Here is an 18412-nt window from a genome sequence, read left to right on the forward strand (position 1 = left end):
CAGGGATACCGAGATCTGAAAGACGGCAAGAACATCCGAGGCGTCATCCTGTTCGACTGAGGATGACCGTTCGAGACCGAAGGACCGCCCGGGAGGATCCCGGGCGGTCCTTCGGCTACTCCGGAGCAACGAGTAAGCGGGGTTCCAGGCTCGACGTCTCGGTCTCGACGGCACGGGTGACGCGCATGAGGGCCGTCGCCACCACCGCTGCCAGCACGAGAGGCACGATGACCGCGAGGTACATCGTGCGCGGCGTCATCACGCTGAGCGCGTAACCCGCGATGATCGGCGACAGAATGGCTCCGCCACGTGCGACGCCCATCATCACGCCGTATCCCTGGGCACGGGCGAGCACGGGGTAGACCGCCGTCGAGGTCGAGGTGTACCCGGACATGGCGGCGTAGGTGCCGCCGCCGAGCAACCCCGCCGTCGCCAGTGCGAACGGGCCCTGAAGCGTGACCGCGAAACCCGCGATTGCCACGGCGGACACGACGGAGGTGACGAGCGCGATCCGCGCCCCGGGGAACCGCAACCCGAAGGCACCGAACAAACATCCCCCGACGACCGCACCGAAGCTGATCATGATGCCGGCGAGAGCGCCGCTGCCCGCGTCACCACTGGCGTCCTTGATGAGCTGCGGTGTCCAGGTGCTCACGAAGTAGTACCCGGCGGTGAGCATCGAATACCCGAACGCCAGGAGCACGGTACGAGATCGCAGTTCCCTGCCGAGCAAACGGGTCGCGCGATCCGGTGCGGCGACCGCCGGATCGGACTGCCCCTTCGTGCCCTTCCGGGCGAGGAAGTCCTCCGATTCCCGGAGGAACGCGGCGGTCACGACGAACGACAGGACCCCCAGCGTCGAGCCGATCCAGAACATGCCCTGCCATGCCCCACCCGCCACCGAGACGAGTCCCGCGCCGGCGAACCCGGCAAGCATCGTGCCGAGCGGGTACCCGATCATGACCAGCCCGAGCGCCACACTTCGCCGATTGGGCGGGACGGCCTCCTGGCACAGGACGATGATGACGACGCTGATGGTCCCGATCGCGATGCCCGTGACGAATCGGGTCACGAGGAGCGTCTCGAAACCGGTCGAGAGCGCCGACGCCGCCAGTCCGGCGGTGTTGGCGGCAAGGCCGGCCAACAGGACGCGTCGTCGGCCGATGACATCCGCGAAACGGGCGAGGCCGATCGCGCCCACCGCCATTCCGGCGAGCGCGGCGCTGATCAGGTAGCCCTTCTGCGGATTGGTGGCAAACCCTTCCGGTAGGTGCGGCATCGCAAAACCCATCACGAGGACGTCATAGCCGTCCAGCATGTTCAGGAACATGCAGAAGAACACGGTCGCAATCTGATACGGGCGCACACCCGCCCTCGCCGTCCCATCCTTCGTACCGGTCATCAGGTCCCTCTCACTCGACTCGTCGACGTGTCCGCGCGCAGTCCGTCAGGAACGACCGACCCCCGCGGCACATGCGATCTGGATCACAGTGGAAGAAATATATGATGCGTTGTGGATTATGTCCAGGTGATGCGCAATATTTCCCGGCGGTGGTACGAGCATCGACTCACAGGAAGGCGCGACGCCGCACGACAGCGGCCGGCAGGTCAGCCTTGCCGGGCGCCGCGGTCGAGCAGCGGGGCGCGAATGGTACATTATGTCGAGTCTCTGAATCCGGGAAGGTGCGACCGACGATGGCCCTGAATGACAGATCAAGGCGACAGCAACTTCCAGAGGAAGTTGCCTCGTACGTACGCGAGATGATCATTTCCGGCGAGGTGCGCGCGGGCGATTTCCTCCGCATCGAGCGGATTGCCGAAGCCGTGGGAGTCAGCACGACACCCGTGCGAGAGGGGCTCCTTGCGCTCCGGAGCGAAGGCTTCGTCGAGATGGTTCCCCGGCGCGGCTTCGTCGTGGCCCCGTTCACCAAGCAAGACGTGCGCGACCTCTTCTGGGCTCAGGCGCAACTGGCCGGTGAACTGGCCGCCCGGGCCGCGAAGAACATCACCCCCCAGCAGATCGCAGAGCTCGAGGGAATCCTCCAGCAGCACCAGGACGCCATCGCCAAGGGCGACACCGAACGTATCGCCTCCCTCGGTCACGCATTCCACCGCAAGATCAATCTGACCGCGGACTCTCCGCGCCTTGCCCGCCTCCTGGGCTCCGTCGTCACGAATCTTCCCAACCGCTTCTACGCCACCATCGAGGGCCACATCACCACCACGCAGGAGGAGCACCCCGTGCTGCTCGAGGCGTTGCGGAAGCACGCGGGCAAGAAGGCGAAGACGCTCATGGAATCGCACATCCTGGACGGCGCGGATCACCTGATCGAGGAACTCGAGCAGCGCGGGCTGTGGGATGCCGACGACGAGGCGAACGCGGGCTGATGAGCAGCCTGCCGCCGTCCCCGTTCTCAGCGCCGCGCGCGCTGCACCGTTTCCGAGGGTAGGAATCCGAACCGCGATCGGTATTGCTGGGCGAAGCGACCGGGATGAAAGAAGCCCCACCGCGCCGCGATATCGGTGACAGATCCCGCTGCGCTGCAGATGAGTTCGCGGTGTACCCGGTCGAGTCGTACGCCGCGCAGGTAGGCGGTGGGTGACATTCCGACCACTTCCCGAAATCCCGCCTGCAACGCGCGCTCGCTCACTCCGGCCATCGTCGCGAGATCGGCGGTGGTGATGTCGTCTTCCGGATGCCGGTCGATGTAGTCGACGATCTCGCGAATCTTGGATCGCCGGGTGTGGGCGGGCTTTCCGTGCAACTCCGGGGTGAGCTGGCTCGGCACGGTCATGAGCAGTTGAGTCATGAGCGCCGACTCGAGCTCGTGACAGGCCGCCGGAATCGTGGAGATGCCATCCGGCCTGGTGAGCTCGGCATACAGGAACCCGGCGGTCGCGACGAGCGCCTGACCCGAACTGGACGTCAGGTCGAACGTCAGGTCGAACCGGATCTCCTCACCGATCGGGCGTCCGGCCAGCTTCGCCGCATGGGCTTCGAGCGGATCCTTCGGCAACTTGATGTGGTACTGCCAGGAATCCGCACTCCACTGCACCAGCACGGGCGCCTGCGGACCGAACGCCACACCCGCTTCGCCGGCGACGAAGCTCCGCCGTACGCCACTCTGCTCCACGGTGCTCTCACCCGTCACCGGCAGATTGACGTGGTAGCAGAGCCGCATCGGCGGCCCGGTCAGGGTCGCCGCGGCTCCGTACGACATCCGACCGATCGTCAACCGCGGCGCAGGAGCGAGATCGAGTCGGAAATCCAGTTCTCGGCTGTTCGGAACGTGGACGTCGTGGCCCGCAAACGTCTCCGCGACCTGTGCGTGTGCGGTATCGAGATCCGCCGTGCGGAAGCTGAGCTGCCGGTCTGCGCCGGCGTGTCGGCGATGCACGCGCTGTTACCTCCTCCGACCGTCGTAGCCCGACGGCCTCGAACGGCTCGACTACGGATAATACATCATATTCACGAGTCTGTGCAGGTCGCGCACGCATTCCAGTTTCCCCGGTACGGAAAGTGGACGTCGACCTTCGCCAGAAGGATTGTGACCCAGATCCCATCGAACCTACCGTCGTGACGACCAGCGCATCCGCGTTGTGGCCGCCCCCGAACACATGGAGCTGTGCCCACCATGACCGAAGATCACGACACCCCAACCACATTGGTTCTCGAACGAACCCCCGCAGACGGCTACTGCCCACGATGCGGCGCCGAGGAACTCCGCCGCTACCCCGTGGTGTCCGAGGGCGGCTGGTTCCAGGTCCTCAAATGCCAGAACTGCCTGCTGTCCCTGGATCGGTCACCGTGGTCCCGGCTCGGGCCGATCCAACTTCTCACCGACCTGCTCTAACGAAGGATTCCACGATGATTGCAGTCGATGTCGGCGGCACATTCACCGACGTTGTCGCACTACGCGACGGACAGATCAAGACCGCGAAGGTCACCACCGATTACGCCGAGGTGTTCGGGCCGGTCCTCGAGGGCGCCGCGGCGCTCGGCGTTGAGGACGCCAGCGTCTTCAACCACGCGAGCACTCACGGCCTGAACGCGGTGATCACTCGGCGGCTGCCCAAGATCGGTTTTCTCACGACCGAGGGGCACCGCGACATCCTCGACATGGGACGGGTGTGGCGTCCGGCGCACGCCATCCTGGACTCGCGCTGGCGGCGAAGCTTCGGTGACGCCGCGCGTCCGCTGGTTCAGCGGTACCTGCGGCGCGGCATCCACGAGCGGATCACCGCCGACGGCGGCGTGCTCTTCGAGCTGGACGAAGCCCAGGCCCGCAGCGAACTGGAAGTGCTCCGAAGCTGCGGCGTCACCGGTGTTGCCATCTGCCTGATCAACGCCTACGTGAATCCGGCGCACGAGGTGCGCCTGCGCGAACTGGTCCGCGAGGTCCTCGGCGACGTTCCCTGCTCGATCTCCAGCGAGGTCTCTCCTCTCGCCAAGGAGTACGCACGGGCATCGACCACGGTGATCGACACGCTGATGAAGATCATCTACACCGACTACACGGCCAAATTGGAGAAGGGCCTCGCCGACCTCGGGTTCAGTGGGGAGCTCAACTTCGCCGACTGTGCCGCCACCCTCGTTCCGTCCAGTCGTGCGATGGAACTACCCTTCCGCATCGTCTTCTCCGGCCCTGCTGCCGGAACCGTCGGGTGTGCCCATTTCGGCGGGTTGATCGGAGAGAACAACCTGCTCTGCGCGGACGTCGGCGGCACGTCGATCGACATCAGTGTGGTCACGGCGGGTGAACCGTTCGTCAACACCAGCTTCGAACTCGAGCACGACCTCGTCGTGAATGCACTGGCGAACGACATCTCCAGCATCGGCGCCGGTGGCGGCAGCATCGTCGCGATCGGGCCTGCGGGCGAAATTCAGGTCGGCCCGGACAGCGCAGGATCCTCCCCCGGCCCCGCCTGCTACGGACGCGGCGGCACCCAGCCGACCACCACCGACACGTGCCTGATGATCGGGATCATCGACCCCGCCCGGTTCGCCGGCGGCGCGGTGAACCTCGATCCGGCACTGTCCCTGCAGGCCTTCGAGAACCTCGATTCGGAGTTCACGCTGGCGCAGAAGGTCCGCTACGCCTACGAAATGGCCGTCAACAACATGGCGGAGGGCGTGTTCAACGTCGCGATCAAGAACGGTGTGGACCCCCGCGACTACAGCCTCGTCGCGTTCGGAGCGGCCGGCCCGATGCTGTTGCCCGCAGTGCTCGACACGGTGCATTGCAAGCAGGTGATCGTGCCACCGAATCCGGGCCTGTTCTCGGCGTTGGGCCTGCTGTCCGCGGACCAGGTGTTCACCGCCAACCGCAGCGCCTACATGCTGCTCACTCCCGAGGCCGCCCCGACGATCGACACGTTGTTCGGCGAGATGGAATCGCAGCTGCGCGAAGGGCTCGACGAGGGCACCGGCGTGACGTTCCACCGCAGCATGGACGCCCACCTCGCCGGGCAGAGCTGGGAGACACCGTTCGTCCCGGTTCCGGACGGCGTCATCGACGCCGTGGCGATCACCACCATGGTCCAGTCCTTCCACGACACCTACGAGAACCGGTCGGGCAACCGATTCGAATCGATACCCGTCGAAGGCGTGACGTTCCGGGTCCGGGCGGTCCTCGACACCCCGAAGGTCGCCTACCCCGAAGCCCCACGGCGCGGCGACGCCCCGCTGAAACCGGTCCGGACGACGGTTCTGCGCTACCTCGGCGACATCGACGCCGACGGTGAAGGAGCACAGACCGCCGACGTGTACGACCGCGACACCCTGTGCGCCGGAGACGTCGTGGAAGGCCCGGCGATCGTCGACGAAGGCCTGTCGACGACGCACATCGGTGCCACCCAGCGGGCGACCGTCGGCCGCTACGGCGAACTGATCATCCGGAGGAAGTGAACCCATGACCACTCTCGAAACGTCCGCGGCGAATGCGGCCGACCAGGCTCGGCTGCGTGACATCTCGGACTCCCAGTTCACCGACGCCTACGGCTGCGACCGCTTCACGGCGGCAGTGATTCTCAACAGGCTGCGGTACGCGGTGGAACACATGTCCACCGGATTCATGCGTGAAGCCTTCTCCCCGATCATCCGCGACTGGTACGACTTCGCCTGCACCATCAGCGGTCCGCCCGATCACAACTATCCGATGGCCGTCGTCAGCAACAGCCTCGTGGTCTTCCTCGGCACACTCGGCGACGCCGTGCGCAACACGGTCGAGGAGTTCGGACCCGAAAACCTGTCCCCCGGCGACGTGCTCATCTGCAACGACCCATACCGCGGCGGAACCCACGTCAACGACGTGTGTTTCATCCGCCCGGTCTTCGTCGACGGCAAGATCGTCTCGTTCGTGAACATGCGCGCTCACCAACTCGACATGGGCGGCACCGTGCCGGGTGGATTCTCCGCCACGAAGGCGAACGTGTACGAGAACGGTCTCGTCATCCCGCCGATGCTGTTGTGGTCCAAGGACGAACCAGTCCGCTCGACGTTCAGTTTGATCTTCGACAACACGCGGTGGGGCGGGATGCTGCTGCCCGACTTCAAGAGCATCTACCAGCAGCTCGAGCTGGGCGAGCAGCTCGTGCTCGAGAATATCGCACGCTACGGTCTCGACGCCTATCTGGGGACACTGACCTACGCCTGCGACACGTCGGCGGAACGTATGCGCGACGCGATCGCACTCGTACCCGATGGCGACTACGAGGGATCGGCCGTGATCGACGCCGACGGTGTCGACGACAGCATCGACTACACGGTCAAGGTGACGCTCCGCAAACGTGGCCGGGACGTCGAAGTCGACCTGTCCGGCACCTCTCCGCAAGCACGCACCTGCATCAACTGCGGTGTGCTCGACACCAAGACGGCCGTCGGCGTCGCTCTGACGATGCTGCTGGACCCCGAGGTTCCGTTCACGTCCGGAACCTGGCGCAACATCGACCTCGCCACTCCGCCGGGCACGTTGGTCTCGTCGCTACCGCCCGACGGCGGAATCATGATGTTCTGGGAAGCGTCCGGGGCGGTCGTGTCCGCCGTCTTCGATGCGCTCAATCCCGCTCTCGGAGAGAAGGGTGTGGCCGGCGACTACGGTTCCACCAACACCCACAACGCCTCCGGCGTGACTGCCGACGGATCGCCGTGGACCAGTGCCACCCAGTGCGGCGGTGAGCACGGCCCCTGGGGCGCGACGAAAGAGGGCGACGGTGACAGCTACACCGTCCTGTTCTTCCTCAACAATCTCGACCCCGCCACCGAAACCATCGAGCACGACTCCCCCGTAGTGATGCTCCGCAAGGAACACGCGATCGACACCGGCGGTCCCGGCACGTTCCGCGGCGGCGCCGCCAACCTCAAGGACACGCTCTGGCTGAGCGAGGGCAACCACTACCTGTCGCCGTTCCGCACCAAGGTCCCGAGTGGAGTCGGCGCCAACGGCGGTGAACCGGGCCCGAACGGCGCCATCTGGATCTTCCCGCCGGAGGACGAGGAGGGTGATCGGCCGCGGATGATCGGCACGTCCGCCGACGTCTACACCGACAGCGTCCCGGTCGCCGGGGTGCTCGACCCCGAGACGAAGGCCCTGGATCCGGACGACGGCGTCTACCACTATTTCGCCAGTCAGCAAGTGTGGCAGACGAAGACCGGGTCGATCCTGCGGTGCCTGACCAACGGCGGCGGCGGTTGGGGCGACCCGTTCGCCCGCGAGCCCGAGCGTGTGCTCGCCGATGTCCGCAACGAGTACGTCAGCGTGGCGGGCGCGGCTCGCGACTACGGCGTCGTCGTGATCGGCGACCCGCGGTCCGATCCCGAGGAGCTGCGCGTCGACGTGCAGGCCACGGCGGCGCTCCGAAACCGGCCGAGCTGAGTGTGTGCGGCCCGAGCAGTTGCTCTACCTGACACGAGGAGGAAGAAGACAATGCAGGGAATCACGTTTCCGGGGGATGGCCGAGTCGTTCTCAAGGAGTTCCCGGCACCCCAACCGGGGCCGGGAGAAGTAGTCGTTCGGATGCGGGCGTCCGGGATGTGCGGCAGCGATCTCCATTTCTACCGGGGCGCGGTGTCTTTCGGAGGGAGCGCCGACACCATTCAGGGGCACGAGCCCTGCGGTGACGTACACGCTGTCGGGGAGGGGGTGTCCCCCGGCACGGCTGCCGTCGGCGACCGCGTCATGATCCACCACTACTGGGGTTGCGACGTGTGCGAGCAGTGTCGCTCCGGATGGCCGCAGATGTGCGACCGCGGAAACGCCCAGACGATGAGCATCACCACCCACGGCGGGCACGCACCGTACGCCGTCGTGCCTGCCAGGACACTCCTGCCGCTTCCCGACGGCCTCAGCTACAAGGCGGGCGCAGCGATCGGCTGCGGCACCGGAACGGCGTGGGGAGGTCTCATGCGGCTGGGCGACATCGGCGGGAAAACGCTGGTCGTCTTCGGGCAGGGCCCGGTCGGACTGTCCGGGACCATGCTCGCCTCGGCACTCGGGGCCCGGGTCATCGCGGTCGACGTCAACAATTCGAGACTGGAACGCGCACGCAAGTTCGGCGCGAGTGAGGTCGTCAACTCGGCCGAGGTGGACCTGGCCACGACAATCGCCGATCTCGCCGGCCGCCGGGGCGTGGAGCTGATCCTGGAAACCTCCGGAGTAGCCGGCGGCGACGCGCTGAGCATCCTCGGGAAGTGGGGACGGGCCTGCTTCATCGGACTCCCCGGGGAAGTGCACTTCCGGACCGAGGAACAGTACAAGAAGCAGTGGACGATCATGACGTCCTGGACGATGTCCACGATCCAGCAGCGGCGCTGCGCCGAGTTCGTCGTCGAGCACGGACTCCCGATCGACGACCTCTACACCCACAGCTGGTCGCTGGACCAGGCCGCCGAGGCGTACGAGTGGTTCGACAAGCAATCCGACGGCAAGGGGGTCTTCGAATTCTGACACCCGGCCCGGCCACCGAATCAACGACAACCCTCGGCCGCACCGGCCGACCACGACCGTTTCGGCCTGCGGCCGGACGGGAGGAGAACGAATGCTGACACAAGACGAAACACCACTTGCAGTACCTGATTTCATTCAGGGCGCGAAGAAGAATCTGATCGGTGGCAAGTGGATAGAAGCGACATCCGGCCGGCAGATCGACACCGTCAATCCGGCGACAGGGCAAGTGCTCTGCAGTATCGCCAGGGGTGACGCGACGGATGTCGACCGTGCCGTCTCGGCGGCCCGCCAAGCATTCGAGGGTGAATGGAGTCGATGGACGCCGCATCAGCGCCGCAAGTTGATACTGAAGATTCATGACATCGTCCTCGATCACTTCGACGAACTGGCACTGATCGAGACGATGGACATGGGCGCGCCGCTGTCCCGGACTCGAGGACTCGCCGAGTGGACCTCGCAGGTTCTGCAGTTCTTCGCCTCCCAGTGCGACGCCGCGACCGTGGCGACACCCCCGAACTCGCTTCCCGGGGATTTCCTCACGCTCAAATCCCTCGCCCCCGTCGGCGTGGTCGGCGGGATCATTCCCTGGAACGGCCCCCTGATCGGCCTGTGGTGGATCTTCGGCCCGGCACTCGCTACCGGATGCACCGCCGTTCTCAAGCCTGCCGAGGATGCCTCACTGTCGGTGCTGCGGGTGGCCGAGCTGATGATGGAAGCCGGTGTGCCCGACGGCGTGATCAACGTCGTGACAGGGTACGGCGCCGATGCGGGCCAGGCTCTGGCGGAACATCGGGACGTCGACCGGATCGCGTTCACCGGATCGATCGGCACCGCGCAGACCATCGTCCGCGCGTCCGCCGGCAACCTCAAGCGTCTGCAACTGGAGCTGGGCGGCAAGTCGCCCGACATCGTCTTCGCCGATGCCGATCTGGACAAGGCCGTGCCCGGCGCCGCCATGGGTGTGTTCACCAACAGCGGCCAGGTCTGTGTCGCAGGCACGCGGATCTTCGTTCAACGTTCGATCCACGACGAGTTCGTCGAGCGCATGCAGGAATTCACGAAGACCATCCGCGTGGGAGACGGACTCGACCCGAATACCCAGTTGGGGCCGCTGATTTCGGAGCGTCAGCTCGAGCGGGTCATGCACTACATCAACCTCGGCGGCGACGAAGGTGCGAGGCTGGCGAGCGGCGGCAACCGCCTCGGCGGCGAACTCGCATCGGGTTACTTCGTCGAGCCGACCGTCTTCGCCGGCGCGTCCAACGACATGACCATCGCCAGAGAGGAGATCTTCGGGCCGGTCGCCTCGGTGATCCCGTTCGACGACATGGACGACGCGCTGCAGCTCGCGAACGACACACCGTTCGGGCTCGCGGGCGGTGTGTGGACCCGCAGTCTGTCCACCGCACACAAGGTCTCGCAGAACATCAAGGCCGGAACGATCTGGGTCAACTGCTACGGCGTCCTCGACCCGGCCATCGGCTTCGGCGGCACCAAGATGAGCGGTTACGGCTGGAAGGGAGCCCGCGAACACGTGGAGGGCTACCTGTATCCGAAGGCCGTCTACATCAATCTCGACTAGCAGAACCTCGAGCGCCGCCCGGATCTCCGTCCGGGCGGCGCTCAGCTGTTCTTGCCTTTCGCTAAAGGGCGGGTGCTTCGACACCGGTCTGGGCGAGTACTGCCGGTGGTAGCCGGTCGCCGTGGATCGTGATTCCTGCCAAAGCAGTGTTCAGCTCCTGAAGCTCGTCATCGCTGAAGGCGACTTCCTCCGCTCCGAGATCCTCCAGAAGGTGGGCGGTTCTCGTGGCGCTCGGAATCGGGACCATCCACGGTCGCTGCGCCATCAGCCAAGCCAGGGAGATCTGCGCGGCAGTGGCGCCCTTACGCACAGCCCACTCCTGGATCAGCTGGACCAGGGGCATGTTCGCTGCCAAGGCGTCGGGCGCGTTCCGGGGCACCGCGCCGCGGAAGTCTCCCTCAGCGAACCGGGTGTAGGGATTGATCGTCCCGGTCGTGACGCCCATTCCCAGAGGCGCCCAGCATACGAATCCGATCCCGAGTTCTTCGCACAGCGGCAGGATTACGTCCTCGGGTCCACGCCAGAGCATCGAGTACTCGTTTTGGATCGCGGTGAGCGGCTGGACCGCGTGTGCGCGGCGGATGGTATCGGGTCCTGGTTCGGACAGGCCGAAGTGCAGGACTTTGCCCTCGCCTATCAGATCTTTCACAGTGCCTGCCACGTCTTCGATCGGGACTGTGGGATCCACTCGATGCTGGTAGAGCAGGTCGATGCGATCGGTTCGCAGACGCTGCAACATCTCGTCGACCACTTGCCGGATGTGGTCCGGGCGGCTGTTCGGGCCGCCGCGTCTCTCACCGGATTGTGGGTCGAAGTCGAACCCGAACTTTGTCGCGATCACTACCTGATCGCGGACGGGTTCAAGAGCTTCCCCGACGATTCGCTCGGACTCGAGCGGCCCATACGCTTCGGCCGTGTCGAAGAAGGTCACTCCTTGGTCGACAGCTGCTCGAGTGAGGGTGATCATGTCCGCACGACCACTGACGGGGCCGTAGAGCTTGCCGGGCATGGTTTGGCATCCGAGCCCGATGCTCGAGACTTCCAAGGACCCGATTGTGCGGCGCCCGGTGACCGTTGTGGCCGCAGTCACCAGCCCTGCACCCTCGCCGGCGCCGCTCGTGCCGACGGCACCGGACTGCGGGGTTTGCTCGGCCGACGTGCAGCTAGCCGCCATCCCGGCGACCAGCGGGGCTGCGGCCAACCCCGCCGCTCCCATCAAAAACTTGCGGCGACCGCGATCGGTCGGGTTGCTGTGCACTGCGCTCTCCTGGTCAGTTGTTGAACTCTGTCGTCACCGCGGTCGGCGACGGCGTGGACTCACGCCTCGGGTATCTGCCGTTCGTTTCGAGAGTGATGCTGTCCGGTCCGGCCCGCCGCGTACTCCGGGGTCGAACGCGTCGATCGCGGCGAGCGGCTCGGTGGGAGCTCCAAGGCGAAGACGTCGAAGTCCTCGGCGATGCGGGCAGGCTTCTCGTTGAGGTACACGGCGGGCGTGTCGATGTGGCGGTAGCCGAGGCGGAAAGCTTCCTCGACCGCAGCGGTCGTGGAGTCCGGCGGGGTCTGGAAGACACCGAGCCCGATTGCCGGCATCTCGACACCGGTGTTCGAGGTGAGCGTCTTCTGAGGCACGCCTCGACAGTAGGTACTCGTCCAGCAGTGTGAGAGTCACTGTCGTTATCCCCCAGAAGCGAGCTCGGTCCATGCTGACAGGCACTTCCATGCACTCCCACGCAGCCCACCGCGAGGGCTACCGTCGATTCCATGGATCTCCGCCGCGAAGTACAGCAATTCCTCACCGGGATGCGGGCGCGCCTTACTCCCGAGGAGGCAGGTGTGACGATCTTCGGCGGCGAACGCCGCGTACCCGGACTCCGCCGCGAGGAGGTCGCGCAGCTCGCCGGAGTGAGCACAACGTATTACACCAGGATGGAACGCGGGAACCTCCGTGGAGTATCGGAGAGCGTGCTGCAATCGCTGGCCCGCACATTGCACATGAACGAGGTGGAGACCCAGCATCTGTTCGACCTCGCACGAGCATCCGAAGGCGCGCGGACGTCACGTGCCAAACCCCAGTCGTCCCTCCCGCAGCGAGCAACGCAACTCCTCGACGCGATGGGCGATGTCCCGGCCGTAGCGCTCGGACGGCTCGGCGACTTGGTCGGAGCCAACAGCCTCGGACGAGCCCTGTTCCCACATCTATTTCCCGAGAACGGTGAACCGCTCAACCACACGCGCTATCTCTTCCTCGACGACCGCTCCCGGGAGTTTTACGTCAACTGGGAACGCAGCGCCCGGCAGAGTGTGTCGGGCTTGCGTCTCCTCGCCGGCCGCGACCCCGGCGACCGTGCCCTCATGGCCCTCGTCGGCGAGCTCGCCACCCACAGCCCCGAATTCCGCACCTGGTGGGCAGGGCACACGGTCGCGGTCCACACCAGCGGAACCAAATCGATCCGCCACCCCGTGGTCGGTGAACTCACAGTTGCATTCGAGACCCTGGCCCTCGGCTCGACCCCCGATGTCCGAATCGCCACCTACCTTGCCGACCCCGGAACTCCGTCGGCTGACGCCCTCGACCTGCTACGCAGCTGGGTCGCAACCACCCACACACCCGCGGAATCCGAGCCCTCCACGCACCCCGGACAGAGGCAGGACGACCACCGAACCTGACATCCCCCGGGGACCGGCGGCGGATAGACCGATTCGAGCCATCACCGGCAGACGGCGGGCAACCCTGATCACCTTCCTAGCCAGTATCGCGTTCTCGAGCGCGAAGGCTGACCCTGCACCTCCCACACCGGTGGCCCTGGGAATCGAACGGAGACGATCATCCACACCCCAGAGCCAAAAACGGACACCCCCGAACCCACTACCCGACCAACAAGACATCGTTGGATCCAGGCTGAGACCCAGTGAGTGTGAAGCAGAATCCCCCGCACCGGCAATCCTTGCTATACCTCTGACCTACACAGCGGCACCGACGCTGTTCTCACAAGCTCGCCGAGTCGATTGATGCTCGCGTCGATTTTGTTCTTCCGAACAACCAACCGCATCGGTACAGTCGCGATCCGTGGGCTCAGCGGACAGTACGCAACCCCGTCCATTTTGAACGCGGACACGCGCTCGGGAACAATCCCGATTCCACGATTACCTGCTATCAATGGAATGATGTTGTATCCGGAAATGGCCTCGGCGACCACGATTGGCGTAAAACCATTCTTCGAGCAAGCTGCGATGACGGTATCGAATTCCAACGACGCGCGGCTCCGGTCGGCGATTACGAGAACCTCATCCGCAAGCTCTCGCCATTGAACGACCCCTCGTCGCGCCAACGGATGCGATATCGGCACTGCGGCACAATAGTATTCCGGCGCTGCGTCTACCCAGAACCACTCTTCCCCCAACTCTCGGACTCGCAACAAACCTGCGTCGAGATCACCGGACCTCAGCCGGTCCATTTGGGTCTCGACACCCGCCTCCTGAATTCTCACCGCAACGCGCGGATTCGCGCGCCCGAGTTCGCATAGAATCTGTGGGACAAGACCGATCACAGCTGACGCCACACAACCCACCGTCAGAGTTCGGGTGCTCTCGGTGGCGGCCTCATGCAACAATCCAGGCAAGCGCTGATACCGTTCCAGGATCCGCCTAGCTTCGGGCAACAGCGCTTCACCGGCCGGGGTCAACGAAATTCTTCGCGAACTACGTTTGAACAACTCTTGGTTGACCTCACGCTCCAACGTTCTGATCTGCTGCGTGAGTGGCGGCTGTGAGATGTGCAGACGCGCGGACGCCCTCGTGAAGCTCAGTTCCTCCGCGACGACAACGAAGTACTTCAAACGCGTCAGGCTCATCGCGCACCTCGACCTTTTCGGTTCTGTGGGGAGTTAGGCTTGTTCAAACTATCCCGCAAGCATCCGGTCAATCACTTCGGTGAGCCTTACCTCAGATTCTGCGATATTGCGCTCGCACACTGATGCCGCACGAACGTCGTGCCCAAGGCGTTCCTGCATACACGCGATCTCCCGAGACACCGCACTCGGTGCCGAGCCACCACGCACCGTTCGCCGGTGCACTGATGTGATCGGATCGAGCGCTGAGCGAAGAGAATTCGACGAAAGCGACAATGGCTCTCCTCTGTACATGCACGCAGCTTCGTCCACTATCGCCGACGTCAGATCTCGAGGTTCAAGACCACGCTCGTAACAGAGTCGGATGACAACGGCGCAGATCTGATGCGCGGTACGCCAAGACAGACCGCATTCGGTAACGATCAATGATGCCAGATCACTAGCCGAGGCCCAGTGACGTTCCGAACTCTCCCGCATTCGCCTGTCGTCGACCTCGATGGCATCGAGCATCGTAGACAAGTCCCCCATGATCCGAGGCAGATCTTCGAGCAACTCCCAGAGGACTACGTCGCATTCGAAGCGCTCCAGCATCGGCTGACCAGTGGCACCTCGTTCCGACGCGATTCCGAGAGACATTGCGCCGATTGCCTTTGCGCACTGCGCCTTGATCTGCTGCGGGATATTTGGGTTCCTCTTCTGAGGCATAATGCTCGAGGTCGCACAGAACCTGTCCGGGAAGTCTACGTATCGGTACTCGGTAGACATCCAGAGTTCCAAATCATCGGCGATTCTCGCAAGGTTCATAGCAGCGATGGTCACGACGCTTATCGTCTCCAGACCTACATCATGGCTCATGATCGCGTCCAAGCTATTTGCGATGGGACGATCGAAGCCCAAGAGTTCTGACACGCGCTCTCGGTCTATCTCGAAATCGGTTGTGCTCAATATCCCAGCACCCGCCGGCGACTGGTTCACCCGAACTGCGAGCTCCATATAACGCTGAACGTCACGATCGAGTGTCGCCGCCCACATGCTCAGCCAGTGACCGAGCGTAGTCGGTTGTGCATGCTGCAAAAACGTCTGACCGGGCACGACAGTCTCGACAAACTTCATCGCAAGTTTCAGTAGTACCTCCCGGAGACTATTTAGCATGTGAATATTGCAAAAAATTAGTCTCCTGGCATTCAGTCTCCGTGAAACCTCTGATATATCGCCCGTACTCCTTCCCAGATTGATCCATCCCCCAATTTGCTCACCGAGGCGCTGAATCAACTGCTGCTCGGTCCAATGCATCCCCCCGTCCCATTCGCCGAGCAGAACGCCATTCGCCTCGATATCACGGATTTCAGCCAGCATCTTGCGTCCGTCGCCCTTCTCCACCAGGCCCGTTTCCACCAACATCACCAAGTGGGCCTTATCGAAGTCGAGAATCGACTTCAACGGTGCTCGTTCATGGTTTCGAGACGCAAATAACCTATCGGTCCAAAGCTCCTCGGAAAGCCTTATTCCAGCCGTCCGATAGCCACGGTAGTCGACGGACTTCTGTTGCAAAGACATATTAGATGCCAACCCATTCTTCCTCGGACCATGTGATCAACTCACGCGCGTTGTGAACGTAGCCCCGGTGGTTGCTCCGCCCAAACGCCTGCAACCTGACCGCGCACCTCTACAGGCACCCCACCTGCACGCATACGACTTTCGTATGGAATTACTTGCAAAGCCGTATTAGCTTGCCCGATGACATCCCGGTATAAACACTGCAACAGGCACCGGTGCGTTGACAGATCCGCACCTGCCACACCAGCTCAGAATGCTGTGCCCACACAGGATGCAGACGATGGAAGGTTTTGTAGTGACAGAAGAAACTGCAACCAGGATGGTCGAGTATGACGCCGGCCCCGTACTACCGTTCCATAGGCGGCTCGTCCTCAGCGCATCATCTGGTTCGTTTTCCGACGGCTATGTACTCGGCGTGACCGGGATCGCGTTGGCGGTCGCAACGGACACGATGGACATCAGCGATACGTGGCAGGGGCTTCTCGGGTCGTCCACACTTGCCGGGCTATTTTTCGGCGCATTGATCTGTGGAAGATTGGTGGACCGCTTCGGACGACAGCCATTTTTTGGTCCCCTGATGTTAATTTTCACCCTGGTCTCCCTCCTGCAGCTTCTGACGAGTCCCGATTGGTCATTGTTGATCGTTCGATTCATCATGGGACTTCTCCTCGGGGGAGACTATGTTTCGTCGAAAGCGCTGCTCGCGGAGGTATCCCCACGCCATTGGCGTGGCCGAGCATTGGGCGCACTCGGATTCGCATGGACATTGGGATTCGCGGCCGCCTACATTGTCGGGCTACTCATGCGCGACCTGGGGCCTGATTCCTGGAAGTGGATACTCGCCACATCTGCAATTCCATCAATCATCAGTTTCGCTCTACGTATCGGCGCACCCGAGTCGCCTCGTTGGCTTGTCCAGAACGGACGCGTGGCCGAGGCTCGAAAAATTGTGACTAGCCGGATGGGTGCGAACTACAATTTGCCGGAGACTGCCCCGAAGTCGGTCGAGCCGAGCCTGCGAGCGCTTTTCCGTTCCGACACTGCGAGAAGCACTTTCATAGCGTGTTTGGTGTATACCGTTGCAGTCATGCCCACCTTTGCTCTCGGTACGTTCCTACCACGTGTCGTAGAAACACTGGGGGTAGAAAACCCATACACGGGTTCACTTGGATATTACTGTTGCGCCGCCATAGGGCCATTCCTGGGACTCCTTGTGATAGACCGCCTTTCACGCAGAACGATGGCCTTCGGCGGCTTCCTTGTTTCTGGGCTCCTCCTGCTTCCGTTGATGATATCCGGTGCGAGTCCACTGTTCATTGTCATCGTCTTCGCTACCTTCGCGCTGGTCACAAAGGCAACCAGCACAGTTGGGTATGTATATCCGTCTGAATTGTTCTCGACCGAGCTGAGGGGGCGTGGGGTTGGTCTTGCGGTGGCATCGAGCCGGTTCGGTGCATCCGCGCTGACCTTCTTCATGCCGATCGTGGTTGGCAACTTCGGGGTTGTGGCCGCGTTGGCAATGTGCGTTGCAGTTCTGCTGGCCGGGGGCGTCGTGGGCTATATCTGGGCGCCCGAGACCTCCAGCAGGGCACTTGATCCAGCGGCCTCTTCATAGCTGAGCGCCTCCGGCTGGACGGCGCCTCTCTACTAGATCGAAGACGGAGGAGCGGGCGCTTCTCTGACGCCTAGCCTCTCGCGCGTGAGGAAGGATCTAACACAGACGAGTGGGCGGAGTTGTGCGTGGCTCTGGTCGCGATCGACTCGATTAGCGTGCTGGCCCACCAGCACGCGGCGGGTTTACCGGCTGCGGGACCCACAGTGTCTGAGTCGAATTGCACGATTGCGAGCGAGCCCGCCGATCACGCACTGGGATCTTCCCGAGGCGGGTGGACCACGAAGATCCGCGCCCTCGTCGACGGCACCTGCCCTCCGGTCGCCGTGTTGCTGACCGCCGGTCAGGTCGGCGACAACCCACAGCTGGCGCCGCTGCTCGAGATCTATCCGGATCGGCACGGTTGCACGATGCGGTTGCTGGCAGGCAAGGCGTACTCCCATCCCTCGCCTCGGAAACTACTGCGGACCAAACACATCTCGCACACGATCCCGGAACGATCCGATCAGATCGCACGACGGAAGGAGAAGGGCTCCCGAGGTGGGCGACCACCGGCCTTCGATGTCGCGCTCTACCGACACCGCAACACCGTCGAGCGGGGCTTCAACCGACTCGAGCACTGGCGCGGTGTCGCAACCCGCTACGACGAGTACGCCATCACGTACCTCGGCGGCATACTCCTCGCCTCGACAGTCACACCTCACCGACTGCGCAATTAGCAGACAGAACCCAGCCTCAATGTTTCGAGCCACTTTATAGTTGATTGGGTTCCGCACTGTTGTAATGGCGCGTTGCAAGACAGTCTCTTTCGTTCCTGTACACGCCCTGATCCATCGCTGCCTCACGAATTGTTCGGGCTAGGATTCAG

General features: G+C 63.6%; 14 protein-coding genes and 1 pseudogene. 9 read left to right on the forward strand and 6 right to left on the reverse strand.

Annotated elements, in window-relative coordinates; genetic code table 11:
• Nucleotides 1–115: 115 nt before the first annotated feature.
• Nucleotides 116–1402: an MFS transporter gene (locus AZG88_RS40810; RefSeq protein WP_061045673.1), complete on the reverse strand. Its 1287-nt coding sequence runs from the start codon at nucleotides 1400–1402 to the stop codon at nucleotides 116–118.
• A 293-nt stretch (nucleotides 1403–1695) separates the two neighbouring features.
• Between AZG88_RS40810 and AZG88_RS40815 the strand changes: the two genes are divergently transcribed.
• Entirely contained in the window at nucleotides 1696–2388 is a 693-nt protein-coding gene (locus AZG88_RS40815; RefSeq protein WP_080578304.1) for a GntR family transcriptional regulator, read from the forward strand.
• A gap of 26 nt (nucleotides 2389–2414) precedes the next feature.
• Here AZG88_RS40815 and AZG88_RS40820 read toward each other — a convergent pair whose 3' ends face one another.
• A complete protein-coding gene (locus tag AZG88_RS40820) occupies nucleotides 2415–3398 on the reverse strand; it encodes an AraC family transcriptional regulator (protein ID WP_061045672.1) in 984 nt (327 codons plus the stop codon).
• 237 nt (nucleotides 3399–3635) lie between these two features.
• On the opposite strand from AZG88_RS40820, the gene AZG88_RS54690 reads away from it, so the two are divergent.
• From AZG88_RS54690 to AZG88_RS40845, 5 genes are all read left to right on the forward strand, one after another.
• Nucleotides 3636–3854 carry a hypothetical protein gene (locus tag AZG88_RS54690; RefSeq protein WP_025433425.1) on the forward strand — a complete coding sequence of 73 codons (219 nt, stop codon included), beginning with the start codon at nucleotides 3636–3638 and terminating at the stop codon, nucleotides 3852–3854.
• A 14-nt stretch (nucleotides 3855–3868) separates the two neighbouring features.
• A complete protein-coding gene (locus AZG88_RS40830; protein ID WP_061045671.1) occupies nucleotides 3869–5908 on the forward strand; it encodes a hydantoinase/oxoprolinase family protein in 2040 nt (679 codons plus the stop codon).
• Nucleotides 5909–5912: 4 nt separating this feature from the next.
• Nucleotides 5913–7874, forward strand: a complete 1962-nt coding sequence (locus AZG88_RS40835) for a hydantoinase B/oxoprolinase family protein (RefSeq protein WP_005250370.1) — start codon at nucleotides 5913–5915, stop codon at nucleotides 7872–7874.
• 51 nt (nucleotides 7875–7925) lie between these two features.
• A complete protein-coding gene (locus AZG88_RS40840; RefSeq protein ID WP_061045670.1) occupies nucleotides 7926–8945 on the forward strand; it encodes a zinc-dependent alcohol dehydrogenase family protein in 1020 nt (339 codons plus the stop codon).
• 91 nt (nucleotides 8946–9036) lie between these two features.
• Entirely contained in the window at nucleotides 9037–10527 is a 1491-nt protein-coding gene (locus tag AZG88_RS40845; protein ID WP_005250367.1) for an aldehyde dehydrogenase family protein, read from the forward strand.
• Nucleotides 10528–10588: 61 nt separating this feature from the next.
• Here the strand turns inward: AZG88_RS40845 and AZG88_RS40850 are convergent, their stop codons facing one another.
• Complete coding sequence (locus tag AZG88_RS40850; RefSeq protein ID WP_061045669.1) at nucleotides 10589–11785, reverse strand: aldo/keto reductase; 1197 nt, start codon at nucleotides 11783–11785, stop codon at nucleotides 10589–10591.
• A 59-nt stretch (nucleotides 11786–11844) separates the two neighbouring features.
• The gene (locus AZG88_RS55895) at nucleotides 11845–12156 is read right to left on the reverse strand and encodes a hypothetical protein (protein ID WP_061045668.1); all 312 of its coding nucleotides are present in this window, start codon (nucleotides 12154–12156) and stop codon (nucleotides 11845–11847) included.
• Between the two features lie 132 nt (nucleotides 12157–12288).
• Between AZG88_RS55895 and AZG88_RS40860 the strand changes: the two genes are divergently transcribed.
• The gene (locus AZG88_RS40860) at nucleotides 12289–13194 is read left to right on the forward strand and encodes a helix-turn-helix domain-containing protein (protein WP_005250360.1); all 906 of its coding nucleotides are present in this window, start codon (nucleotides 12289–12291) and stop codon (nucleotides 13192–13194) included.
• A gap of 281 nt (nucleotides 13195–13475) precedes the next feature.
• Here the strand turns inward: AZG88_RS40860 and AZG88_RS40865 are convergent, their stop codons facing one another.
• Both AZG88_RS40865 and argH read right to left on the reverse strand, forming a co-directional pair.
• Complete coding sequence (locus tag AZG88_RS40865) at nucleotides 13476–14378, reverse strand: LysR family transcriptional regulator (RefSeq protein ID WP_061045667.1); 903 nt, start codon at nucleotides 14376–14378, stop codon at nucleotides 13476–13478.
• Between the two features lie 48 nt (nucleotides 14379–14426).
• Nucleotides 14427–15932 (reverse strand): argininosuccinate lyase, encoded by a 1506-nt coding sequence (gene argH / locus AZG88_RS40870; protein WP_080578302.1) that lies wholly within the window; start codon nucleotides 15930–15932, stop codon nucleotides 14427–14429.
• 295 nt (nucleotides 15933–16227) lie between these two features.
• On the opposite strand from argH, the gene AZG88_RS40875 reads away from it, so the two are divergent.
• Both AZG88_RS40875 and AZG88_RS40880 read left to right on the forward strand, forming a co-directional pair.
• Complete coding sequence (locus AZG88_RS40875; RefSeq protein ID WP_063886951.1) at nucleotides 16228–17547, forward strand: MFS transporter; 1320 nt, start codon at nucleotides 16228–16230, stop codon at nucleotides 17545–17547.
• 107 nt (nucleotides 17548–17654) lie between these two features.
• Nucleotides 17655–18263: pseudogene (locus AZG88_RS40880) on the forward strand (IS5 family transposase); the annotation flags it as partial.
• Nucleotides 18264–18412 lie beyond the last annotated feature (149 nt).

Origin of the sequence: Rhodococcus sp. LB1 (genome assembly GCF_001583455.1) — a bacterium.
Taxonomy (GTDB): Bacteria; Actinomycetota; Actinomycetes; order Mycobacteriales; family Mycobacteriaceae; genus Rhodococcus_F; species Rhodococcus_F opacus.